General features: G+C 55.6%; 25 protein-coding genes and 4 pseudogenes. 14 read left to right on the top strand and 15 right to left on the bottom strand.

What is annotated here, in order from left to right; translation table 11 throughout:
- Window positions 1-621: 621 nt before the first annotated feature.
- Window positions 622-975 carry a hypothetical protein gene (locus ACP7E0_RS26575; RefSeq protein ID WP_426129325.1) on the top strand — a complete coding sequence of 118 codons (354 nt, stop codon included), beginning with the start codon at window positions 622-624 and terminating at the stop codon, window positions 973-975.
- Entirely contained in the window at window positions 968-1,687 is a 720-nt protein-coding gene (locus ACP7E0_RS26570; protein WP_426129323.1) for an SOS response-associated peptidase, read from the top strand. Before ACP7E0_RS26575 ends, ACP7E0_RS26570 begins: the two co-directional genes overlap by 8 nt.
- Here ACP7E0_RS26570 and ACP7E0_RS26565 read toward each other — a convergent pair.
- Window positions 1,684-1,995 carry a succinoglycan biosynthesis protein exoi gene (locus ACP7E0_RS26565; RefSeq protein WP_426129321.1) on the bottom strand — a complete coding sequence of 104 codons (312 nt, stop codon included), beginning with the start codon at window positions 1,993-1,995 and terminating at the stop codon, window positions 1,684-1,686. The two genes, ACP7E0_RS26570 and ACP7E0_RS26565, sit on opposite strands and share 4 nt — an antisense overlap.
- 296 nt (window positions 1,996-2,291) lie before the next feature.
- Here ACP7E0_RS26565 and ACP7E0_RS26560 point away from each other — a divergent pair, with 296 nt between their 5' ends.
- Window positions 2,292-2,522, top strand: a complete 231-nt coding sequence (locus ACP7E0_RS26560) for a hypothetical protein (RefSeq protein WP_426129320.1) — start codon at window positions 2,292-2,294, stop codon at window positions 2,520-2,522.
- Window positions 2,500-3,462: pseudogene (locus ACP7E0_RS26555) on the top strand (quinone oxidoreductase family protein). Before ACP7E0_RS26560 ends, ACP7E0_RS26555 begins: the two are co-directional and overlap by 23 nt.
- A gap of 653 nt (window positions 3,463-4,115) precedes the next feature.
- Here the strand turns inward: ACP7E0_RS26555 and ACP7E0_RS26550 are convergent.
- Both ACP7E0_RS26550 and ACP7E0_RS26545 read right to left on the bottom strand, forming a co-directional pair.
- Window positions 4,116-4,283 carry a DUF892 family protein gene (locus ACP7E0_RS26550; RefSeq protein ID WP_426129363.1) on the bottom strand — a complete coding sequence of 56 codons (168 nt, stop codon included), beginning with the start codon at window positions 4,281-4,283 and terminating at the stop codon, window positions 4,116-4,118.
- 361 nt (window positions 4,284-4,644) lie between these two features.
- Complete coding sequence (locus ACP7E0_RS26545) at window positions 4,645-4,863, bottom strand: hypothetical protein (protein WP_426129318.1); 219 nt, start codon at window positions 4,861-4,863, stop codon at window positions 4,645-4,647.
- A gap of 102 nt (window positions 4,864-4,965) precedes the next feature.
- Between ACP7E0_RS26545 and ACP7E0_RS26540 the strand changes: the two genes are divergently transcribed.
- Entirely contained in the window at window positions 4,966-5,283 is a 318-nt protein-coding gene (locus tag ACP7E0_RS26540; RefSeq protein WP_426129316.1) for a hypothetical protein, read from the top strand.
- Between the two features lie 990 nt (window positions 5,284-6,273).
- Here ACP7E0_RS26540 and ACP7E0_RS26535 read toward each other — a convergent pair.
- Window positions 6,274-6,933, bottom strand: coding sequence for a hypothetical protein (locus tag ACP7E0_RS26535; protein ID WP_426129314.1), 660 nt, complete (start codon window positions 6,931-6,933; stop codon window positions 6,274-6,276).
- Window positions 6,934-6,943: 10 nt separating this feature from the next.
- Here ACP7E0_RS26535 and ACP7E0_RS26530 point away from each other — a divergent pair, with 10 nt between their 5' ends.
- The 6 genes and pseudogenes from ACP7E0_RS26530 to ACP7E0_RS26505 all read left to right on the top strand — a co-directional run bounded on the left by ACP7E0_RS26530 (window position 6,944) and on the right by ACP7E0_RS26505 (window position 9,708).
- The gene (locus ACP7E0_RS26530) at window positions 6,944-7,297 is read left to right on the top strand and encodes a sodium/glutamate symporter (RefSeq protein WP_426129312.1); all 354 of its coding nucleotides are present in this window, start codon (window positions 6,944-6,946) and stop codon (window positions 7,295-7,297) included.
- Between the two features lie 220 nt (window positions 7,298-7,517).
- Entirely contained in the window at window positions 7,518-7,799 is a 282-nt protein-coding gene (locus tag ACP7E0_RS26525; protein WP_426129310.1) for a hypothetical protein, read from the top strand.
- Between the two features lie 48 nt (window positions 7,800-7,847).
- Window positions 7,848-8,381 carry a GXWXG domain-containing protein gene (locus ACP7E0_RS26520; protein ID WP_426129308.1) on the top strand — a complete coding sequence of 178 codons (534 nt, stop codon included), beginning with the start codon at window positions 7,848-7,850 and terminating at the stop codon, window positions 8,379-8,381.
- A complete protein-coding gene (locus ACP7E0_RS26515) occupies window positions 8,378-8,668 on the top strand; it encodes a hypothetical protein (protein ID WP_426129306.1) in 291 nt (96 codons plus the stop codon). The genes ACP7E0_RS26520 and ACP7E0_RS26515 overlap by 4 nt, the downstream gene beginning before the upstream one ends.
- A 329-nt stretch (window positions 8,669-8,997) precedes the next feature.
- A complete protein-coding gene (locus ACP7E0_RS26510) occupies window positions 8,998-9,213 on the top strand; it encodes a cold-shock protein (protein ID WP_426129305.1) in 216 nt (71 codons plus the stop codon).
- Window positions 9,214-9,380: 167 nt separating this feature from the next.
- Window positions 9,381-9,708: pseudogene (locus tag ACP7E0_RS26505) on the top strand (integration host factor subunit alpha).
- A gap of 942 nt (window positions 9,709-10,650) precedes the next feature.
- Here ACP7E0_RS26505 and ACP7E0_RS26500 read toward each other — a convergent pair.
- Together ACP7E0_RS26500 and ACP7E0_RS26495 are read right to left on the bottom strand one after the other, a co-directional pair.
- The gene (locus ACP7E0_RS26500) at window positions 10,651-11,136 is read right to left on the bottom strand and encodes a pyridoxamine 5'-phosphate oxidase family protein (protein WP_426129303.1); all 486 of its coding nucleotides are present in this window, start codon (window positions 11,134-11,136) and stop codon (window positions 10,651-10,653) included.
- Between the two features lie 119 nt (window positions 11,137-11,255).
- The gene (locus ACP7E0_RS26495; protein ID WP_426129301.1) at window positions 11,256-12,425 is read right to left on the bottom strand and encodes a DUF3095 domain-containing protein; all 1,170 of its coding nucleotides are present in this window, start codon (window positions 12,423-12,425) and stop codon (window positions 11,256-11,258) included.
- Between the two features lie 345 nt (window positions 12,426-12,770).
- Between ACP7E0_RS26495 and ACP7E0_RS26490 the strand changes: the two genes are divergently transcribed.
- Both ACP7E0_RS26490 and ACP7E0_RS26485 read left to right on the top strand, forming a co-directional pair.
- Window positions 12,771-13,124: an antitoxin Xre-like helix-turn-helix domain-containing protein gene (locus ACP7E0_RS26490; RefSeq protein WP_426129299.1), complete on the top strand. Its 354-nt coding sequence runs from the start codon at window positions 12,771-12,773 to the stop codon at window positions 13,122-13,124.
- Window positions 13,121-13,603 (top strand): RES family NAD+ phosphorylase, encoded by a 483-nt coding sequence (locus ACP7E0_RS26485; RefSeq protein ID WP_426129297.1) that lies wholly within the window; start codon window positions 13,121-13,123, stop codon window positions 13,601-13,603. The genes ACP7E0_RS26490 and ACP7E0_RS26485 overlap by 4 nt, the downstream gene beginning before the upstream one ends.
- Window positions 13,604-13,913: 310 nt before the next feature.
- Here the strand turns inward: ACP7E0_RS26485 and ACP7E0_RS26480 are convergent, their stop codons facing one another.
- The 3 genes from ACP7E0_RS26480 to ACP7E0_RS26470 form a co-directional block, all read right to left on the bottom strand.
- A complete protein-coding gene (locus ACP7E0_RS26480; protein ID WP_426129295.1) occupies window positions 13,914-14,516 on the bottom strand; it encodes a hypothetical protein in 603 nt (200 codons plus the stop codon).
- A 124-nt stretch (window positions 14,517-14,640) separates the two neighbouring features.
- Window positions 14,641-14,886 carry a hypothetical protein gene (locus ACP7E0_RS26475; protein WP_426129293.1) on the bottom strand — a complete coding sequence of 82 codons (246 nt, stop codon included), beginning with the start codon at window positions 14,884-14,886 and terminating at the stop codon, window positions 14,641-14,643.
- 373 nt (window positions 14,887-15,259) lie between these two features.
- Window positions 15,260-15,442 (bottom strand): hypothetical protein, encoded by a 183-nt coding sequence (locus ACP7E0_RS26470; RefSeq protein WP_426129291.1) that lies wholly within the window; start codon window positions 15,440-15,442, stop codon window positions 15,260-15,262.
- 295 nt (window positions 15,443-15,737) lie between these two features.
- Here ACP7E0_RS26470 and ACP7E0_RS26465 point away from each other — a divergent pair, with 295 nt between their 5' ends.
- A complete protein-coding gene (locus ACP7E0_RS26465) occupies window positions 15,738-16,217 on the top strand; it encodes a DUF992 domain-containing protein (protein ID WP_426129289.1) in 480 nt (159 codons plus the stop codon).
- Window positions 16,218-16,315: 98 nt separating this feature from the next.
- On the opposite strand, the pseudogene ACP7E0_RS26460 reads toward ACP7E0_RS26465, so the two are convergent.
- The 6 genes and pseudogenes from ACP7E0_RS26460 to ACP7E0_RS26435 all read right to left on the bottom strand — a co-directional run.
- Window positions 16,316-16,659, bottom strand: a pseudogene (locus tag ACP7E0_RS26460) (NAD(P)(+) transhydrogenase (Re/Si-specific) subunit beta); the annotation flags it as partial.
- Entirely contained in the window at window positions 16,607-16,885 is a 279-nt protein-coding gene (locus ACP7E0_RS26455; RefSeq protein WP_426129365.1) for a hypothetical protein, read from the bottom strand. The pseudogene ACP7E0_RS26460 and the gene ACP7E0_RS26455, both read right to left, overlap by 53 nt.
- Before the next feature lie 200 nt (window positions 16,886-17,085).
- Window positions 17,086-17,252: pseudogene (locus tag ACP7E0_RS26450) on the bottom strand (LysR family transcriptional regulator); the annotation flags it as partial.
- 55 nt (window positions 17,253-17,307) lie between these two features.
- Window positions 17,308-17,517 carry a hypothetical protein gene (locus ACP7E0_RS26445; RefSeq protein ID WP_426129287.1) on the bottom strand — a complete coding sequence of 70 codons (210 nt, stop codon included), beginning with the start codon at window positions 17,515-17,517 and terminating at the stop codon, window positions 17,308-17,310.
- Between the two features lie 248 nt (window positions 17,518-17,765).
- On the bottom strand, window positions 17,766-18,668 hold the full coding sequence (locus tag ACP7E0_RS26440; RefSeq protein ID WP_426129285.1) for a dihydrodipicolinate synthase family protein: 903 nt from the start codon (window positions 18,666-18,668) through the stop codon (window positions 17,766-17,768).
- A gap of 16 nt (window positions 18,669-18,684) precedes the next feature.
- Entirely contained in the window at window positions 18,685-19,320 is a 636-nt protein-coding gene (locus ACP7E0_RS26435; RefSeq protein ID WP_426129283.1) for a LysE family translocator, read from the bottom strand.
- Window positions 19,321-19,322 lie beyond the last annotated feature (2 nt).

Below are 19,322 nucleotides of genomic sequence, written 5' to 3'. Positions count from 1 at the left end.
CGCGGCGACGAGTACTGATCCGGTCCCGGCACAGCCAGATCAGCATCCCACCTCAAATACAAAGCCTCAACTAATCGATTCCTGACCCGATCCTTGGACTTTCAGCCCGCCGAACTCAGCCTGGACGCACCTCATGCCTTAGAGCAGTGAGCCGTGAGCCGTGAGCCGTGAGCCGTGAGCCGTGGAAATTGCGCGACCGAGCAAATCTCAAATATGCTATTTTCATGAGATGTAAATACAGGTATGTTCCGTTTTTGTTCTGCGAAATAGATCTATTGAGGCGGTCCGGGAAGCCTCAGGCGAAATCATAATAAAATGGCTTGAATGGGCAGAGACGACCCATTGAAGTTTTGGGAGTTTGACGAATGATAGGCACGCTGACGCTAAAGGGGTTTCGGGGGCCGGTCATCACGGCTGAATGCCGTTCTTGCGACATGAGCGTCGAACTGGATCGTAAAGCACTCGTCAAGCAGTACGGGGCAAGTTTTAGGTTCGTTGAACTGCGACGGCGATTGGCGACGGGCTGTGAGAGGATGATTTGCAGCGATGGCCAGGACCGATGCCAAACCAGGTTCCCGTGCCTGCCGTGATCAACCCTGAATCCCGATAGGAGATAAGACTATGGGTGTAAGACTGGAGACATCGACGCTGTCTGTCGATGACGCCGTCAATGGCGCAGGGATTTTTGGTAAGACAGCGGATGAAAGCCGTCAGACGGCGCTTGGCGCTCGTCTGGATTTCTACAGGCAGGAGCGCGATCTCGTAGGAAGCTATGTAGGTGCACTCGACGATGACGTCGTATCCGTGGTCTTGTCGGCTGGCGCCGATGATCCCACTTGGGGGCTGGCCCATTTGACCAGCGTGCTTCTAAGTTACCAAACCCTGATGCTCGAGCGTATCGGTGACCTAGAGGTTGAATTGAAGATACTGGATGGTACCCTCGCCTACCCCGAGGATGAGGACCGCCATGTGTAACCTGTATAACCTGACGTCCAATCAGCAAGCGATCAGGGACTTTATCGACATCACCCGTTATCGCGAGGGCAATCTGCCGCCTACGGTGAACGTTCACCCGGACAGACCCGGTCCTATCGTTCGTATCGACACGGAGGGCGAACGTGAGCTTGTGATGTCGACTTGGGGAATGCCGACCCCTGATGTCCATCTCGACGGCAAGTCTGATCGCGGAGTGACAAACGTCCGAAAGACATTTATTGCGCACTGGCAGCAATGGCTCGGGGTAGCGAACCGATGCCTGGTCCCGGCAACCGCGTTCTCTGAGTATGAACAAGACGCCGATTTAGAGACCGGAAAGAAGCCCTTGCGGTGGTTTGTGGTGAATGAAGACCAACCTGTATTCGCGCTTGCAGGCATTCACACGAAATGGATTGGCGCTCGTGGCCCAATCAAGGCCCCCCGCGAGGGCGAGCATGACCTATACGCGTTTCTGACGACGACCCCCAACGACGTTGTAAAGCCAATCCACCCGAAAGCGATGCCGGTGCTTCTGACAACTCGGGAAGAATGTGAAGTCTGGATGACTGCCCCTTGGAAAGAGGCCAAGACGCTTCAGCGGCCGCTTTCTTCCGATCGGATGATGGTTTTGCCCCGTTACACTGAAGTCGGGGGGCTTGGAGGGCATCCCACCAGGACGAACGATCTGTTCGCCGCTAATCGGGAAAATTAATTTCTGGCCTTACGCCAGCCCGCTGCACGAGCTTCCGCTTCTGAACAGAACCATCGTTCCCCGTATTCCGGGCTAATTTTCGTGGACAGATAATCTTCTTGTCCGGGAACATGAAATATCTTCTCGCGGCTGTTGATCGAGACGTTGCCCTTCACGACGCAACCACTTGCCGTAGCGGTCAAGGCATGAACACCGCCAAGGCTGTAAACTGCAGCTGCGCCTACGGCCAAAAAGCCCACGATCAAGGCAGGGGCTTGCCGGAAAATCGTCTGGCGTTCCGGCCTGGTGTGAAATTTGCGATTACGCATCAACTGGTCCTCCTCCCGCTCAAGTAGCAGAAGAAGATTTTCGGGCGTCTACGGAAATCAATAAAAACGTCCTGATTGGGCGGAGATCGAAGTTCCAGATAACTCTGGCTGACCCATCCGCCCCACGTAGCGTGCGTATTTTTCTCTACAATTCTGTAGATGTTTATGCGCACATTGTTCGACCGCGCGGGAATAACGGCCTGTTTCCACTCATCAATGCGCACACTCGCGGCCGGGCCCCTGGACGTCGAAGAACAATGCCCAGACCATGATTTAACTGTGTTTGGACCCTTAAAGTGACCACCTTTTCAACAACTCTTTCGCTTTCGGCGACCGCATATATTTACACCGACGACGACATCAACGCCGCTGCCATCCTCGCCCAAGTCCTCCAGTCGGAGATCGATGTCGCTCAGCGGGGCCGATTCCTTGAATGGAACGGTGACGGTTTGGCGGTAAGGCCCGTTCACTACTGCTCTTCAATGACAATACTTGGGCTGAGCGATGAAAGCAGTGAAGATGAATAGCGCTGGTGGCGTCGAGGTACTTGAGCATTTCGAGGAGCAAAGACCTGTCGCCAGTGAGAAGCAAGTTGTTGGCGAAGTAGGGGCTGCGGGGGTAAACTTCATGGACGTGGGCGCCCGTCGCGGTTTGTTCGGAGGCGGTGACAAACCAACAATCCTCGGCGTCGAAGGGCAGGACGGGTACTGGAAGTCGGCCCAGGCGTAACGGAATTCAAAGTTGGCGACCGCGTTGCGTGGGTCTACATTCCGTCTAGCTACGCAGAACGTATCATCGCCCCGATTGATGCACTCGTGAAGCTTCCGGACGATATAGATTATCAAACTGCAGCTGCAGTGATGATGCAGGAACTGACAGCCAGCCATTTTGCAACGGACTTCTATCCAGTGCAGCGCGGCGATGTCGCGCTTGTACACGCTGGCGCTGGCGGATTGGGACTTCTGCTCACGCAGATCATCAAGCTTCGCGGCGGAAAAGTTATCAGCCGGGTTTCAAGTGCAAACAAAGAGGAGATCGCGAGAGACACAGGTGCAGACCATGTCATCGTGGATACGGACGGCAAGTTCGCGGAAGAAGCGCTCCGTTTAACCGGAGGCGAAGGCGTGCATGTCGTCTATGATAGCTCTGGCCCTTCCACGTTCCAAGGATCACTCGACGCCCTGCGACGCTCTGGGACCTTCTGCTGGTATGGCCCCGTGCTCGGCGATCCTGGACCGCTCGATATCATGAGTCTGCCAGAGAGCTAAGCTGGGCTACTCGGTGTTCATGGATCACGTTTACACGCCAGAGCTGCCTCGCCAGAACTCAGAGCGTTTGTTCAACTGGATCCGGGCTGGAGACATCAAGGTGAACATCGGGGCGGAATATCCGTTTAAAGACGCAGCCCGCGCCCACAAAGCCATGGAGAGCCGGGGTACGACGGGGAAGCTCCTATTAATTCCATAAAGATTTACACCCAGGAAAGGCGGGCACGCCGCTTTTCTTGGTTTTCGTCGCCCCTCATCAGAGACTTCCCTGTTGAGTTTCAGCAGCGTTTGAACCAATTTTCCATTTCGCCCTAGCCCACCGAATCCTGTGCAACGAATTGATCGTAAATAGCTTTTCTTGGTCTGATTTGATCACGGCGAAACGGAAAAATGGGTCATGTGACAATCAACACTACAAGGCTCAAAAGCGGGGCCTGCGCCACTATCGAGCATCAACCCTCCCAGCGCATTAATCATTTGTTAACCATGCGAGTACAAGGTGATGGTCGCTGACGAAGCTTTCACCGGTTGCCGTACTGCCAGAGCGTGCGGTGTTGCTGCAGTCGAACTCGAAGCAGTTGTACCCGAGCGGACTTAGGGACAGTCCGCCGGCAGCGTCACGGAAACTACACACAAAGCAGTCCCTAAAGCGGTTTCGCTCGACAAGAGGAATGGGCCCATGTCCTACGATTGGGAAGGTGCTCGGTCGCGCCGGATGGCGGCGGCAAAGTGGGCAGTCCGTGCACTGATAGTCGCCACGCTCCTGGTAGCAGTTTGGGCTCTCTGGAATTCAATCGCGACATAGCTTTCACATTCGCCATGAAAGGCCGGCTTTGATACGCTGTTCACGTGCTACCGGATCTGCCCCACCTCCTCTATCGGGGCCCGTTGGGCCTCATCAACCTGCGGCTTTTGGTTCACCGCAGACCTAGCGATCGCGGTGAGTGCTAGATCTGTCACCTGCTCTTCGTCGAGCGTCGACTGAAGTACCTCGGCGACTTCTTCAAAGCCGAGTTCCAGCGCCCAAATTCGAAGGGTTCCCTAACGTACATTTCATAATGTTCTACAGCCTGGGCTGCAGCCCGCAACCTAGCATCCAGGGCGGGGGTGCCCTCGTATTCCTCCATGATCTCGGCACCCTCGTCGGTGATCCAAGAATGGCGTCGCAGGTCTTTGCCTCAGGCTCCGCGCCGATCACATTGGATACGGCTTCGAGGCGCGACACGTCGGGCCCGTGGGTGTTCTGTTGTCGCGTTGTACAACACGCTTCACCCGCACAAGGCTTTGGGATATCGATCCCGCGTGAGTTCTTAAACCGTCAAACAGAAATCTGATCCTGTCCGGTTTTTATGGGCCACTCCAGCTTCATCTAAGGACGCCGTCAGTGTTCCGGGCTGGTGTTCACTCCTTCGGTTGAAGGACGACGAACCCCATAGAGCGACAGCACTTCATCAAGAAGACCGTCTGCACTCTTTTCATCAAGTTCAATACGGGACTGACCTTGATCGGTCTCTAACGTCAACAGCCCGCGTAATGGGTCTTGTGACAGCAACATCATATTACTCTTCAGCAGCATCGGATTATTGACATCGATAATCATTGTAGGCATCCGTTCAAATACATCCGCCGAAACTGGATTTGTATGATAGCAGGTTATTTTAGCATTGGCTAATTATAGTAGCTGTTTCGAAAAGGATTTGCGATGTCGCAAGACGCATTCATGACGTTGCTAAACCCAAACATTTGGATTGCCGTCGAACATAGGCAAACCGCCCTCTCGCTTATCGTGAAGGCTGAGACGGCACAGAATAAACGGGCTCGGATCGCTGCCGAAGCCGCCGCATACCGTGCAGATAAGGCAATTACCGTATTTGAGGAGGCGTCAACAACAATACGGCAACAAGCCAGAGCAGTCGCCATCATCGAAGCGGGTTTGGTACATCTCGATATGTGCGAAAGGCATTTGAAACGGGCAAACGATTTGATATTCTCACTAGAGCAAGATGCAAAAGCTGGCTAACATTTAAGTAAGTAAAGTAGCGAAAACTAATAATCCATGCAAACAATATGCGAACGTTGCGTAAATGTTTATGCATCTCATGGGCGAACGAAACGAGACCTATCGTCTTGGCTGCATCCTGATTAGCCGCCTAAGCTTTATCGGGCAACGGATTCACCACCCGCAACCGGTTGCCGTCCACAAGCTCAATCACGCCTTCCGACTTCAGCCACATCAGCCCATAGAAACTTCGTTCTCGGTATATTTCTTGCCTAATATCAAGGGTATACCGATAGCGATTATGTCGACAGGATGGTCAGGCGTGGCGCTGATGTCTCGGGGAACGTCAAGGATTCCTTCGCTGGCTTTGCTCGTGGCTGGCTACATCGCAATAGAGGATGTCGGCATTGTGTTCGGCACACGATGACGGGTCAACCACGCTTCATTAAGTCGATGGTCTGAAGCCGCTCACAATCCATCCGATAGTCCTGCCACCACCGTAAACGACCGCTGAGATGATCAATATAAAACTGTCAAAGCGAAACAGAAACTAAACAGGCTAGAGCAATTTCCCCTCAGAGAGCATCATACCCGGCAGCCTGGAAGTAATTCCGGCATTCGTCAGGTTTGAACTGTTTGATGGCGTCGGCGATGGCCTGCGTACAAGATGAACCCAACGAACACGACCGCGAAAATCCACGTCTCATTTCCCTAAGATAAACGCATGCTTAGATGTAGCGGTTTTGGTCGATGTACCTTCCTGCATTACAAAGCAATTTCCGCCCAAAAATACATCAATGATGTCAAATGGCTTGCGAGTGACGAATGGAAATAGATTGGTCCCGATCCTCGATTTGCTGGTTTTCTGCACCCCTACCACCCGCGCTGGCTTTCGCTCACTTAAAGATATGGTCATCCGCAATTTTAATATGAACATGGAAATTCGGGCTGATGCACCGGATACCTCTGCCCTAAATTTTTTGTATGAAATCCGCCAAACTTCCGGATGCATCAGCGGCGTGTATCAGCGGCTTCAGCTTCCACTTCGGCGTACAGATTGTTTGCCCGCTTTATTGTACGATCAACGGCAATCGATAATGCTCGAAAGACTTTCTGACTTTCCGGGTCATGTTTGCTTTCGTCTTCATCGCGAATAAACGCATTGTAGACCCCAATCGCCTTGGCAATTTTCCGATAGGCACCACAAAGCCGCAATTCCGCATTGGTCATATGAAGCGGGCGTCTTGAATCGACGGCATAAAAAAATGATTGATAGAATGCATGTGAGACGTGTCGCGCAACCAGTTGCTTATGTACAGCCGCCGACCTTGCTTCCGTCAGACACAAGTTCACATCGAAAGCTGTCGCACACCTTACGGTTTTCGCACCGGTCTTATCCCATAACTGGACCTGATAGCCTGAACTGTTGTGGCTGGCTGGTGTGATCAAGCCATCAGCCGGAAACACGCCCTTCTCCAAATCTTGTTCGGCTTGATTTATTCTCATCAGATAATGGGCAATTGGTGGAGTAATTTTGGCTGGTGCTGTCATTGGAATCCCTAATCGATAGGAATCGACAATTCCATAGAAATTGGGGATGAGGAAGCGGCTGGTCTGGCGGTAACACAACGTGCGGCACGACGGCTCATCGGTAGCAGTTACAACCGGCAAGGCGGGTCTCATGGGCACCAAGTTCATCGCTGTTGCCGCCATCCTCGCACCGCTTCTCGTCTATGTGATGCTGCAGATCGTCGTAATCGTGGCGATTGCATATTTCATCCTGTTCCGGCTACTCGGCCGCGATTACAAGGCTGAGGTTACGGTCGGCGGCTTCCTTGGCTTCGGCATATCCTCGATGCCCGTCGCGATGGCAACCATGGACGAGGTCGCGCGCCGCTACGGCCCCGCCCCGAAGGCGTTCCTGCTGATCGCGCGGGCGGGATCGTTTTTCGTCGATCTTGCAAACGCACTTGGTGCGAAGGCATTCTTGGCGCTGCCAATGTTCGGGATGACGATACCGGGAAGCACTGGCTGATCGTGCAAAGCGCATCCCGCGCGCGAAGTCCACTTAAAGCACCTCGCGAAGGTATCATCTTCGTCGCCATCGCCACCGGCTACGTGGTGCCGAGGACGGCGCTGCTCTGGCGTGCCCGGCCTGGTACCTTCCGCGGATAGGATCTGAATCGATGGGATGGAGAAATAACGGAGCGGCATACGGCATCCTGCTTGCCGGACAGACTGTTGCGGGGTCTCCAATGTTGTGGATCGTTTTTCCGCTTTTCCATCAAATCATCACCCATCTGGGTGAGCAGCAGGAGTTGAGTCTCCCAGCAGATCGCGATCCTATGCTGCGCGACGCTACTTCATGTCTGCTCGCGCCGTTCCACAACGTGTTCGTCGCCGTATCGGCTTACTGTAACCTCCTTGCAATTCTTCGCCAAACGGAGACAGAGGCGGTTGGTTCCTGCCAGAAATACTCCCTACGCCAGACTGCACTAGCCGGCGCAAAAGCGGACGCACGCCGCCTGCGAATATGAATTGGAACATCGGGCCTCGCCCGACATTAAGCGCACGGGAGGGGAACGATGACCGTCGATCTGCAGAAAGCCAAGCAAAAGTGGTTCCAGACGCTTCAGCCGTTGCGGCCAGCAGAGATGGTCGGTCTGTGGAGCGGCGTCGGCATTCCGGCCGGGCACCCTCTCGACGGCGTTCTGGAGAACTTGCAATGGTTTGGAAAACGCTTCCATGCCGACCTACGGGCCGACGCCCTGCTTTTTCAGTGGCGGCCAGGTCGCCTCGTCCCGATCAATCCGGCGTACTTTCCAATCGGGATGGCGATCCGCTTGGCGCCATTCGGGCGCACTGCAATTGCCAGGAACTGGTTTTCGCATCTTCAGAAGGCAGTCCGGGCGCGAAACACCACGGCGGCGCTTACGGTGCGGGACATGGACGTCGGAGAGACGGTTGCGATGGTTTACGACAACCAGCCAATTATCGATTACTTTCGCCGCATCGATGAACGCGAGATTGCCGGCATGATGTGCGTCGCTGGTGACGACCGAAGGTATTTCTTCAGGCTCAGAAAGGTCGATCCAACGGAGCGGGAGAACCCTTTTTGAAGGAAACCATCAACTTCCTCGAAACGCCGGGCTGGCGCTACATCGTTGTGCGGGGTCGCCTGTGGCGGAAGCCGAACCCATTTCTTCCGGAAGAAGATCGGAAACGCCTGGTCTCGGAGCCGATGTCGGCAAGGCCCGCGGTCAAGGACTCCGCCCGTGACGAGTTGCGGCTGCGTGCCGCCCTCGCGCTGGGCGAGCGTGGGCCGGTCTGGTGGCCCGATGGCGCGCTGGATTTAGACAGGAGATGGCGAAGACGACGCCTTACTTCGAATAGTATGCCGCCGTAGTCGCCAAGCAAATGGGCTCAGGGTGACCTGGCTGTCGATCTGGTTTTTATGCCAGCGACGAGATCAGAAGGGTGCACGAGTTCTCCCTAGCATGATGGTTTTGCCCCGTTACACTAAAGTCGGGGGGCTTGGAGGGCATCCCATCAGGACGAACGATCTGTTCCCCGTCTAATCGGGAAGTTTATTTTCTCGCCTTGCGCCAACCCGCCGCCGCTATAGCTTCTGCTTCGCGCAACTCACCGGCAATAGCCGTCAAATCGCGGTAATACCTGTTGCGTCACGCCCCGGACGATTGCATGTTGTCGGGCAGTACGAGCTCAGGGGGGATTATGGCGAGCGGCACGGTAAAGTTTTTTAACAGCGAAAAAGGATTCGGTTTCATCTCGCCGGATGATGGAGCAAAGGACATTTTTGTTCATATCTCCGCGTTGCAGGCGTCTGGGGTCGAGGCGCTCCGCCAGGGCCAGAAAATCTCGTTCGACACCGAACCAGATCGGACGGGCAACGGTCCGAGAGCTATCAACATCCACCTCGTATCGGCTTGAGCCAACCGCCAGATCAATGGATCGCCTGCCCGAGTAGCTTGAACGCACGTTCACCGGGAAACCGTTACTGCTAGCACCGATACAGCGTGCGTGTTCCCAACAATCTTACTGCGACTTATGAACCGTTTGCGCCGGGGAAAGGCGTGACTCAGCGACGAGAACGGTAGATGAATGTCGAAATAATCACCCGTCAGGAGCTGGCGGAAACAGTCCTCCGGAAGGTTGGCCTGTCGCGGACCGAATCCGCTGAGCTTGTCGCGTTCGTCTTGGACGAGATTTACAGCGCTCTCGACCGCGACGAAACAGTGAAACTCTTGTCATTCGGCACGTTTAACGTGCGAGACAAACGAGCGGATTGGCCTAAATCCAAAGACAGGTGAGGAACCGCCGATCTCTCCCCGCCGCGTCGTGACTTTCAAGGTGCTCAAAGATAGAATCTTCCGGGCCCATAAGGCGCGAAATGAAAAAGCCGGACCAAAGAGTTGGGATGAGTGAAATCGACAGATGGATTTGCTGTCATCGATACCCCGTATGCCGAAGGCATGCAGTGTAAATTTTGCGTGGGCGGTCTCTCTCCAGGAAAAGCATGATTGAGGCTAGTGACCAACAGCCACCACATTGATAAGCATTTCAATGCTTCGAGAGAAGCGAATTCGCGTCTCAACAAATTGAATCGATCATCGAGCTGACTGCGTTCCTTACCCCCGTCATTTCAGCGCCGAAAGAAGGGAAAACATAGGAAGACGCGAAGAGCGCTGGAGGAAGATGTCAATCTTCGTTAGCTGGGCCACTACCTTGATCTTCGGAAACTGCGGAGCCTACCGCCCTCACGTTCAAAAACCTCGGATTTCGGATTTTTTGGGCTCGAGGTCCGATAACATTCATTATCGGACCCTACCCGCTCGTCCGGACGTTGGCTTCGCCCGTGGGTCATCGGGTGACCTCAGTATCGGATGTTCGTGGACATCGTCCATTGGGCGACAACAGGGAGAACATCGATGTCGCGCTCCCCTCGTCAATGATGAGGTGTTTGCTCGAATGTAAGGTCAATCAGGCTTATTCTGCGGGCCGTCCGGCGTGAGATTAGCATTGAACCGGACGGATTATGTTATCCTCATCGCATTCGCATTCGCATTCTCAAGCGCGGGCGCTTCGATAGCCGTTCCCGGGTATATACAGAACGTGGTCGGTTTACGGCCGAGCTCTTTGTCTGGCGTTTATCTCTTGGGCGCTGTGCGACCCATTTTACTGCTAATCAGCGTGGCGACGAAGATGCAGCGACGGGTGGATTCACGATTGTGCGCCGTCATTGGCTTCCTGGGCTAAACCAGTCCTATGTGACTATCGCACCACGCAGGCGCGGCTGCGGAGCCGAAAACACACGTCCGTCGTCGATGCGAGCAGGCAATGACGATGGATGGACTGCCGAAATCAAGACTATTTAAGATCGACGTCGGCAACGTTATCCTTGTAGTCCTCCTTAGGGTCCCCGCCGAACACAGTTTTCACACCAGCCCACAAACTGGAACCATCTTTCCATATTTCCGCGTGTTCAGCATCGAGCCTCAAAAGAACCAGTTTTGGGTCGTCCTTTCCGCCTTCGTACCAAGCTGCAACGTAGTTGTTCCAAAGACGATCGATGACGGCGCGGTCGTTATCGATACGGAGGTTGCCATGGATAGCCGCAAAAATATCGTGGCCCTTGGAGGCGAAGGTCGCCACTGCACGGCCCTCTCCAGCGGCTTGCTGAACGAGTTCCGACTCGGTCGATGAAAAGAACCAAATGGGACTTCGGTCGCCGTCTAGTTGGGCTGTCATTGGCCGGGTATGGCTTTCGTCAACGCCAGACAGACCAAGCATTACCGTCATATCTGATTTCAACGCCTTCCAGAACTTGTCCCGCAATTCCTGTTCGTTGGCCATGCTTATCTCCCTGGAAAGCTGCCTGCTATTCCGCAGGCCCGAAAGAGTAGATGCCTTTGTTGACGATGAATTCAAGGGTCAGTGGCGGGACGCTAGCCTTAACCAGGTGCGAATACGCGTCATGGCGCGTCGCTTGGGCGAAAATCCGCCTTCATCCTGCTTGCCGCGAGAGCATACCCACCACCCGCTCCGTCAACGAAATGGATATGATCCCGTGCGTCTAGTGACGGCACGAAGCAAGTCATAAGGGCTTCGGGTTGGCGGTGGATACCGAAGCGGCAAATCCCTGACGCCGCAGCTTCGACGAGTAAGTCCTCGATTTGATTTGACTGCACCGCGCTGAGATCAACGGTCATTTTAAGGCCGTCGTCGAATTTGCGGAAATCACTGTTTTCCGCGACCTCCACTTTATAACGTTTGGGGTCAAACGAGCCGATTGGGATACCGAGATAATCAATCCCCACTGCAAGCATGGTTTCCGCGAAAATACCCAGTTTACGAGCCAGCAGGTGTCCCTGGGAGGCAGTCGCGCGTGCCTCGGGATCAATGCCCTTGGTAGTAAGCGTAAGAGGCGGGCCTTCAGGAGGCAAGGGATGACCGTCCCTAGCCTGCTGGGCCACAATAATTAGAATATCCTTCAGAAGAGATTTGAATCGAGGCCCGATACCGTCGACGCCTGGGGCGATTATGAGAGACAGGATTTCGCCATGACTGGCCGGGATCGGATCCCAGCGACAGGAAAGGCCAGTTAGGTCAGGCCTGGAACCTGACGGAGCCGCTTGCACCAAGTACCGACCGCGTTTCATTTGATCTTCGGCCCAGCTGGAGCCTCCCCCGACGAACATGGAGTAGACAGCGTTTACGCTTGCACGATACCGTAATACCTGGACGTCGTAGCCAGCGTTTCTGACATCCGCCATCGGAACGATAGCAGCGCGCATTTCCAGGTTAAGCGCTTCCGACACCCATACGACGAGCGAGGAAAGAATTTCGACCGCTTCTTCGTTCCGACCTCCAGGCAATGCCATCAGTGCGCCGTCACCACCGAAAACAAAGGGGTGCTTATGGCTCCCGAGGCCATTCAGTAGCGCAGTTATGACGCTTGCACCCGCAGTGTTCACGGCCTTATACCGCCCTTCGGTAATTGCTTTCGTTGAATCCACCACATCAGCGACAGCGAGCACCCAATCCAATGGGAGCGGTCTGTAGCTGCTAAAGTCAGTCACGCCGGCGAACTCTTCCAAAACGGGAAGTTCGTCGAAAAATCTCGAGTTACCATTGCCCGGCATTGCACCACCTTGATCTGTTCGAACGTCGGAGTGTAGCGCGAACTGTGTTCAATGGCACGCCGGTATCGATTAGCCGCATCTCCGCTTGCGGCGACGGCGCGACTGTTCCCGATCAGATCGTCAGTCGATCCCGGCCACCCTTTCTTACCGTCGGCGAGAAGAGGTATCCCGCCAACGTTTCAAAGTGTGTCAACCGGGAAAAGTTCAGCCGAAGTTCCTGCGAACGAGACGTCTTCCAAGGATACCCTCAACTGAAAAGGAAGAGACGATGCTTGCATTCTCAGGTTGGCCGATGTGCTAGGCCTTCCGGCAAAGGAGATCACTGCGCGTTCCCCGTTTGGATTGATGTCCCGAATCGAGGACGGATTGCCAATCGGCGCCCTTGAGCGAGTTGGTCATCTTCTCGCACCGAGCGATGCGCAGTTCAAATATCTATTAATTGCGAAGGCTACCTATGAAAGGCGCAAGACCGCGCTCCGTCTGTCTTCGGACGAGGGCACGCGTCTTGCGCAGGTAGCTCGCGTCTGGAGCCTGGCGTTGGATGTCTGGCAAACAGAAGAGGAGGCTCGGGATTTCCTGTTTCGCTCCCACCCTATGCTGGAGGACAGACGCCCCATCGACGGCGTCATTCAGAGTGAGATCGGTGCAGAGATTATTCTCGACGTTCTTGGAGGTCTGAAATATGGCAGTGCTGCGTGACAGCGCAGGTTCTCGACCGAACATTGACCAGCTTCAGGATTGGCGATCCCGGTGGCGCCTATCCCATTTTTGACGCGACGGGCTCGACGATAGCGCCAGGCCGGTGGAACACGCCCGGCAGTCCTTTGATCTATACCAGTGACCACTATTCGACGGCATTGCTCGAGAAACTGGTGCACGGTAGCGGCCGACTGCCACCAAACCAGCACTACGTCGAGATAACGCTTCCGCTCGGCTTGTCCTACGAGGTCTTTTCTCCGCCGGCGCTACCGGGATGGGACAGCATGCCAGCGACGGTCAGCAAGGAATTTGGTGAACGGTGGTGTTCGGAACGGCGCAGCGCCATCCTCTTGGTGCCGAGCGTCGTGGCCAGGTTCGATCACAATGTACTGATCAATCCGGCCCATCCGGAGTTCGCAATGACCAGCGCCAGTCTGCACCAACCGGTGTACTGGGATCGTCGTCTTTTCGGAGCCTAGGCGCGCGGGAGAGAGCAGAGCTTTGCGCGCTGGGTTGGGAGGCCCAAAAGTCAAACACTCAGTGACTCCGCGTTTCCGACGCTTTCACTGGCAAGCTTTGCGAGAAGTGCAAGTGCGGAGGCCACCACGTGTGCACTGGATTTGCAGAGACCCTTGTCCATGCAATTCGTCAGTTTCCGAACTTGTTCGCACAATTGCACGCGAACCCCAAAATCTCGTCCAACGCTACACTCTCCAACGTGACCTCACCACAAGAATTCCCAAGCTGCCCGGGACAGGGTTGGTAAAACCATCACTGCCAGACTCGTGCTCAAGTGTCATGGTAGCGCTCAATCATACGACGTAACTGCTTGTTCTGCTCAAGCAGTTTCGTAGACAGCTGCAATCGAAGGTTTTTGATTTCAAGGTCCAGCTCAGCGCCTTCGTCAAGGGCCCTCTTCTTGGTCGCTCCTGGCTGTTCTACGGCGTTCTTGACAACCGTCCGCTTGCCGAGGTTTTCTCGCGCTTGAGCCGCCTTTGCCCGTCGCTCGGTCGAGCCGGTCGTAACAGTGCCTGTATCCCCTGCCCCGTCGATAGTCTCCACTGCAGGCGCCATCGGTGCGGGCTGCTCTTGTCCGTCCGGAGCAACGTTATCTGCCACCTGCGAGGGCAAGGGATCGGTTTGCACCGCTGGTAAGGGTTGCTTGGCGTCTGCTCCGATAGAAGCCGGGTGCCGGTCTGTCTCGTTCCCCTCAGCGAGCGATCGAGAGTTTGTATCTGGGTCCGCTTCCAGTTCCCTTTTCGGCGCATGGCGCTGCTCGAGCACCTCAACCTGCGGATCAGATGTCGGCACGGCCTTATCGACCGATGCACCGGCTTCATCCGACTTGCGGCGTGATGCAAAGCCCTTGATTAGTTGCCATGGTGATCTCATCGACCGTCTCCCGACTCGTTTCCTGGCTCCATAGTACCGAGCGGGAGACCGGGCTTGCAATGCGAGCCCGGTCTTTAGTCGTGAAGCGGCACTAAAATCAGCCGCTGTTGGCGATCGTCTACGATCAAACCATCCCGAGCTTTTTGCGGAGATCAGCGTTTTCGGCGCGGAGTTTGCCGGAAAGCTCCTTACGAAGCTTCTGGTTTTCTTCCTCGAGCTTCAGAAGATCGGCGAAACCGTCCGTATTAACCGGCGCGGCCACGGCTTTTTGCTGTGCGCGCTTTGCAGGCCGAGCCTTCGCAGCCGTCGCCGTCTTTGCTGGAGCCGATGCTTTAGCGGCCGGCTCGGCTGCAACGGGCGCGCTGGTCACCGCTGCTTTCTTTGCCGGGCCGCGGGTCTTCTTTACAGGAGCGCTTACCGAAGTGTCAGCGACAGCTTCCGCAGCGGCCTTCGGCTTCCGCGGTGTGCGCGTCTTCTTGTCTTTTGTCTTCGAAGACGCCTCAGCGGACGCAGTCTCGACTGCAGGAGCAAAGTTCGTATCATCAGCCATTGGTAGATCCTTGAATAGGGAAAATCGTTCGCGACCGTTCTAAGTCGCTGTCAATATGCACATAATATATTTCGAGTTTATTGACGATGAATTTCAGCGCGTTTTTCGCCCTACACGGGATCTCCGGGTAACCGCCTTGCTCACGAGCACTATTTCACGGACATCTTGCAGCAATAGCAGTTCGTGCCACTGATCAGCGGAGAACCTCATAGGCTGCCGGAGCTCCATTGCTCACGCCGTCGGACATGATCAAAACCTGGTAGTGATCGTCGGTGGTTTTAAGAACCGTAAGCGCTTCCGGCTTGCTGTCGGTCGGCCCAGCCTGCGTAATCTCGCGGCACAGCGTTGCGTCCGAAAACCAGGCTTCCAAAAGCACACGCTTGCGTCCCCGACTGTGTCCTTTTCCGGCCCCGAAAGGAGTAGAAAACCATCTCCTGCCGCGGCAATATCGCGAACACCTTTGGCCGTCCCCAAGGTGGGGCGTTAATGAACCCGTTGCCACCACAGCGGGTTATTTATTGCCTGTTTGTCCCGCCACTGCGGAACCATCCGTCCTGCGAGCCGTTATCGGGCGTCATCAGGGCATCGTTCGCAAGAATTGGAATGCGCCAAGCGAAATACACGCCCACCTGAGAACCGATTGCATGGCTGGGTCGAACAGGAGTAAAATCATGTTGAAACGCACAATCATCGCCACGACTGCACTTGCTGCCGTTTGGGTCGTACCTGCGGGTGCTGCAAATTACGTGACCGTTGGACGGCTGGTTTGCGGCTCGGAGGGCGGCGTCGGAATGATCGTCACATCCGAGAAAATGCTGAAATGTACCTATACCTCGGCGGCGGGCGGCCCGGCTGCCGTCTATGACGGCAAGATCCAGAAATACGGCATCGATCTCGGGAAGACCGGCAAGAGCGTGATGATCTGGGATGTGCTAGCCAAGACCGGCGCCAGCGATGCGAACTTTCCGCTGAGCGGCGAATATTATGGTGTCGGAGCCGATGCGAGCTTTGCCGCAGGTGCAGGCGCCAAGGTACTCGGCGGCGGGATCGACAAGGCCTTCATGCTGCAGCCTGTCAACGTTCAGGTCCAGGAAGGTCTGAACATCGCCGTTGGGGTCGAGAAGATGACGCTGGCACCGGCTGCCATCTAAGCCAAACATTCTGACCTCCAGTCACAAAAAATGCCCGCCTCACCGGCGGGCATTTTTGTGTGTCAGCATCAACGAAGACCTGTCACTGGCCCATCGCCTCAGTGGTTCATCGCCTTGAAGATGTCGTCGGTCATCTTCTTCGCATCGCAAACCAGCATCATGGTACCGTCCTTGTAGGACAGCGTGTTTTCGATGCCGGCATAGCTGGAGCCGAGCGAGCGCTTGACGAACAGGCAGGTCTTGGCCTCGTCGACATCGAGGATCGGCATGCCGTAGATCGGCGAAGTGTTGTCGCGCGCCGCCGGATTGGTGACGTCATTGGCACCGATGAATAAGCAACATCGGCCTGGGCGAACTCCGCGTCGATGTCTTCGAGTTCTAACACCTTGTCATAGGGCACATTGGCTTCGGCGAGCAGCTTGTTCAGGTGCCCCGGCATACGGCGTTGGGCGTCGGAGTGATAGAGTGGCTTTGCCGCTCGAAGAGGTCTTCGACATCGGGATCGTCGAGCGCGCGAGGACTGCTTCGATCTGCGTGATGAGGTGGCCACGTTGCTCGTTATCGACAAAGCGGACCTCCCCAAGCGCGTGCGCCGCAACGGTGTTGGTGGACGAACCGCCGCTGAGCGTGATGCCGCTCTGCATGTCGGTAAAGGCATCCAGAGCCAAGATCTTGTATGCGACTTCACGGATCGCGCTGACGCCCTCCTTGAAATTGACCCCGCGTGAGCCGCCTTAGCAGAGGGAACATTGGCCGAGTTGTCAAAAAAATGGTTCAAAGTCGATCTGAGCCCGAAGAGCTGATACAACTTTTAAAACGGCATTTGCATTGTTTGCGAACCTCGCATCAAAGCGGGGTTTTCACTTTGCTGTACCCGCCGTGTCGTGCAGACAAACAACTGCACACCCAACTCCTGCTCCATCGCCTGGATCTGCGTCGACAAGCCAGGCTGGGCGATATGAACCGTGCTGCAGCCCTGCCGAAGCGCAGCTCTTCGGCGACCGCAACGAAGTAGGTGAGTTGGCGCAGTTCCATCGTAGGTTCGATTGCTTTTAAACGGGGCTCACGCAAAAGCGACACCATGCCAAGCCTATGAGCCACATCCGATCATCGGCAAAGGTGCGAACAGCGCATGCCGTCCACGGGTCTGGCCACGAATCATTGCAACATGGCCACCCCATATCTGACCGCCTCGGCCGAGCAGCATATGGGCGAGGACATCGAAGATCACTTCAAGATGCATCTCGAGACCGAAGCGCTGAAACAGCAAGGAACGCAACGCAGGAGCTGCTGAGCTCATCAACGTCATCCGCGCTGAGCCACGGTGAGGAACGCGTCACCTGTACTTACATCTTCGCCTCCGACCAGTGCAACAGATGGTCGCTCTCCACGTCAGGGTTTCAGGAGGCTCTGCGCCTAAGCCTTGTGATAAGACTGCCGAAAGCACTCATGAGCCACCCAGCCCGGCCGATGACCATATGTATGCTGTTGAGGGTTAGAGCTGGTGTCACGGCCTAAGCTGATTGGTGACACCCACTTCGTCCCGACCTAGCCGAGCTTTTGTGTGCCCAGCGTATCCAAGGCCTGTCTCACATCATCGTGCGCATCTTTGGGAAGAGGCAACACGGGTCGCGGTGGCTGGACATGTGCAAGCCCCAAAAGCTCAGCGATGACGAACATGACGCGGAAGCTGCCGTAGCGCTTGAAGAGGGTCCAAAGAGGCTGGAAATCTTCATTCAGGCGCGCGGCAGTCTCTCTGTCCCCGGATTGCGCCGCGCGGGTCAGTGCGAGAGCTGGAGCAGGCAAAAGACCTGCCACCACGCTGTAGAAAGTATCACACCCTTCGTTCAAAGCTGCCATCATGCCCCAATCTCCGCTGTAGCCGATCGTGAATTCCTTTGGGGTCATCTGCCGTAAGCGAGCGAGTTCACCGACATAATCTTCGTTCGCCGCCAGAGGCATTTTCACGGCAACGATGTTAGGAACGCGGGACAAACGCTCGATCAACCCGTCCTTGAAGGTGAACCGGGTGGTGCTCGGGTTATTGTAGATGCAAAGTGGCAGGTCTCCAGCCTCAGCCACAGCTACGAAGTGCTGGAAGACTTCCTCTTCTCCCAAGGGGACATAAGACATCGGGGCCAGCAACAAACCGTCCGCACCGGCAGCCTTCGCGTCCCGCGCCAAAGCCTGCGCGTCGTCAGTTCGCAATGCGCCAACCCCAACGACGAGAGGTAGCTTGCCGCCAGTACTCTCAACGGCAATCCGGACAGCGCGCTTGCGTTCTTCCCGCGACAGGTAGGCATAGCCGCCTGTGCTCCCCAGCAAGCCGATTGAGTCAGCTCCGGCAGCCGCAATGCGATCGACAAACCGGGCAAGTTCCTCGGCTTTGACCTGTCCTGCCTCATTGGTTGGGGTGAGCGGGAACGCTGAGAGGCCGCGACAGATCGTCATAATGGGTATCCCTTGATTAGATGCGGGTCATGAGCATGCGAAGTCCGGCGAAGACAAAGAAAACCGTAAGCAGCCCTTCGATCCAGCGTCGAGAACGACGATAAAGCGCGACCATGGTCGACGTGGAAAACACGATCGCGTAGCCGCAGAAGATGGTAGCGCTCAGGACTGCGCAGCCGGCGAGAATGATTGCGACGGTCTCCCACGATGCACTCGGGCCGATACCCAACGTCACAAGTGCGATCCAAGCCAGGACGGACTTGGGATTTGCCAGATGCATCAGCAGACCTCGTCGGTAGAGCGCTCCACGCGTCACGCCCTCGGCACCTAAAGTATTTGGGCTTAGCTTTTCGTTGGACGTGAGAGCTGAGCGCGCCGCCTTGAAGGCGAGGTAAAGGAGATAGAACCCTCCGAATATCTGCAAGACGGTCAATGCGCCAGCGTAGGTCGTCAGCAGTGCGGAAATTCCGGTTGAGGCCATGAGCCCCCAGAAGATCGAACCGCTAACGACACCCAAGGCGAGCGTCAGTGCAGCGCTTCTGCCTTGTGCCATAGCCACACCCATTATGCGCATGTTACTCGGTCCGGGACTTCCGGCCGCGATCACATAGGCGGCGTAGACGGTCAAAAGCTGCTGGAAATCGGCTGACATCA

Source organism: Pararhizobium sp. PWRC1-1 (assembly GCF_049897905.1).
Lineage (GTDB): Bacteria > Pseudomonadota > Alphaproteobacteria > Rhizobiales > Rhizobiaceae > Pararhizobium.
Note: the sequence above shows the minus strand (reverse complement) of the source record. Positions and strands in the feature narration are given on the sequence as shown.

What these genes read in the sequence shown, in the direction of transcription:
- ACP7E0_RS26525 (WP_426129310.1), top strand. Translation starts at nt 7,518, where the DNA reads ATGTTGTGGATCGTTTTTCCGCTTTTCCATCAAATCATCACCCATCTG.
- ACP7E0_RS26465 (WP_426129289.1), top strand. Translation starts at nt 15,738, where the DNA reads ATGTTGAAACGCACAATCATCGCCACGACTGCACTTGCTGCCGTTTGG.
- ACP7E0_RS26510 (WP_426129305.1), top strand. Translation starts at nt 8,998, where the DNA reads ATGGCGAGCGGCACGGTAAAGTTTTTTAACAGCGAAAAAGGATTCGGT.
- ACP7E0_RS26480 (WP_426129295.1), bottom strand. Translation starts at nt 14,516, where the DNA reads ATGAGATCACCATGGCAACTAATCAAGGGCTTTGCATCACGCCGCAAG.
- ACP7E0_RS26435 (WP_426129283.1), bottom strand. Translation starts at nt 19,320, where the DNA reads ATGTCAGCCGATTTCCAGCAGCTTTTGACCGTCTACGCCGCCTATGTG.
- ACP7E0_RS26575 (WP_426129325.1), top strand. Translation starts at nt 622, where the DNA reads ATGGGTGTAAGACTGGAGACATCGACGCTGTCTGTCGATGACGCCGTC.
- ACP7E0_RS26500 (WP_426129303.1), bottom strand. Translation starts at nt 11,136, where the DNA reads ATGGCCAACGAACAGGAATTGCGGGACAAGTTCTGGAAGGCGTTGAAA.
- ACP7E0_RS26495 (WP_426129301.1), bottom strand. Translation starts at nt 12,425, where the DNA reads ATGCCGGGCAATGGTAACTCGAGATTTTTCGACGAACTTCCCGTTTTG.
- ACP7E0_RS26570 (WP_426129323.1), top strand. Translation starts at nt 968, where the DNA reads ATGTGTAACCTGTATAACCTGACGTCCAATCAGCAAGCGATCAGGGAC.
- ACP7E0_RS26520 (WP_426129308.1), top strand. Translation starts at nt 7,848, where the DNA reads ATGACCGTCGATCTGCAGAAAGCCAAGCAAAAGTGGTTCCAGACGCTT.
- ACP7E0_RS26565 (WP_426129321.1), bottom strand. Translation starts at nt 1,995, where the DNA reads ATGCGTAATCGCAAATTTCACACCAGGCCGGAACGCCAGACGATTTTC.
- ACP7E0_RS26445 (WP_426129287.1), bottom strand. Translation starts at nt 17,517, where the DNA reads ATGAGCTCAGCAGCTCCTGCGTTGCGTTCCTTGCTGTTTCAGCGCTTC.
- ACP7E0_RS26490 (WP_426129299.1), top strand. Translation starts at nt 12,771, where the DNA reads ATGTCCCGAATCGAGGACGGATTGCCAATCGGCGCCCTTGAGCGAGTT.
- ACP7E0_RS26545 (WP_426129318.1), bottom strand. Translation starts at nt 4,863, where the DNA reads ATGATTATCGATGTCAATAATCCGATGCTGCTGAAGAGTAATATGATG.
- ACP7E0_RS26440 (WP_426129285.1), bottom strand. Translation starts at nt 18,668, where the DNA reads ATGACGATCTGTCGCGGCCTCTCAGCGTTCCCGCTCACCCCAACCAAT.
- ACP7E0_RS26540 (WP_426129316.1), top strand. Translation starts at nt 4,966, where the DNA reads ATGTCGCAAGACGCATTCATGACGTTGCTAAACCCAAACATTTGGATT.
- ACP7E0_RS26530 (WP_426129312.1), top strand. Translation starts at nt 6,944, where the DNA reads ATGGGCACCAAGTTCATCGCTGTTGCCGCCATCCTCGCACCGCTTCTC.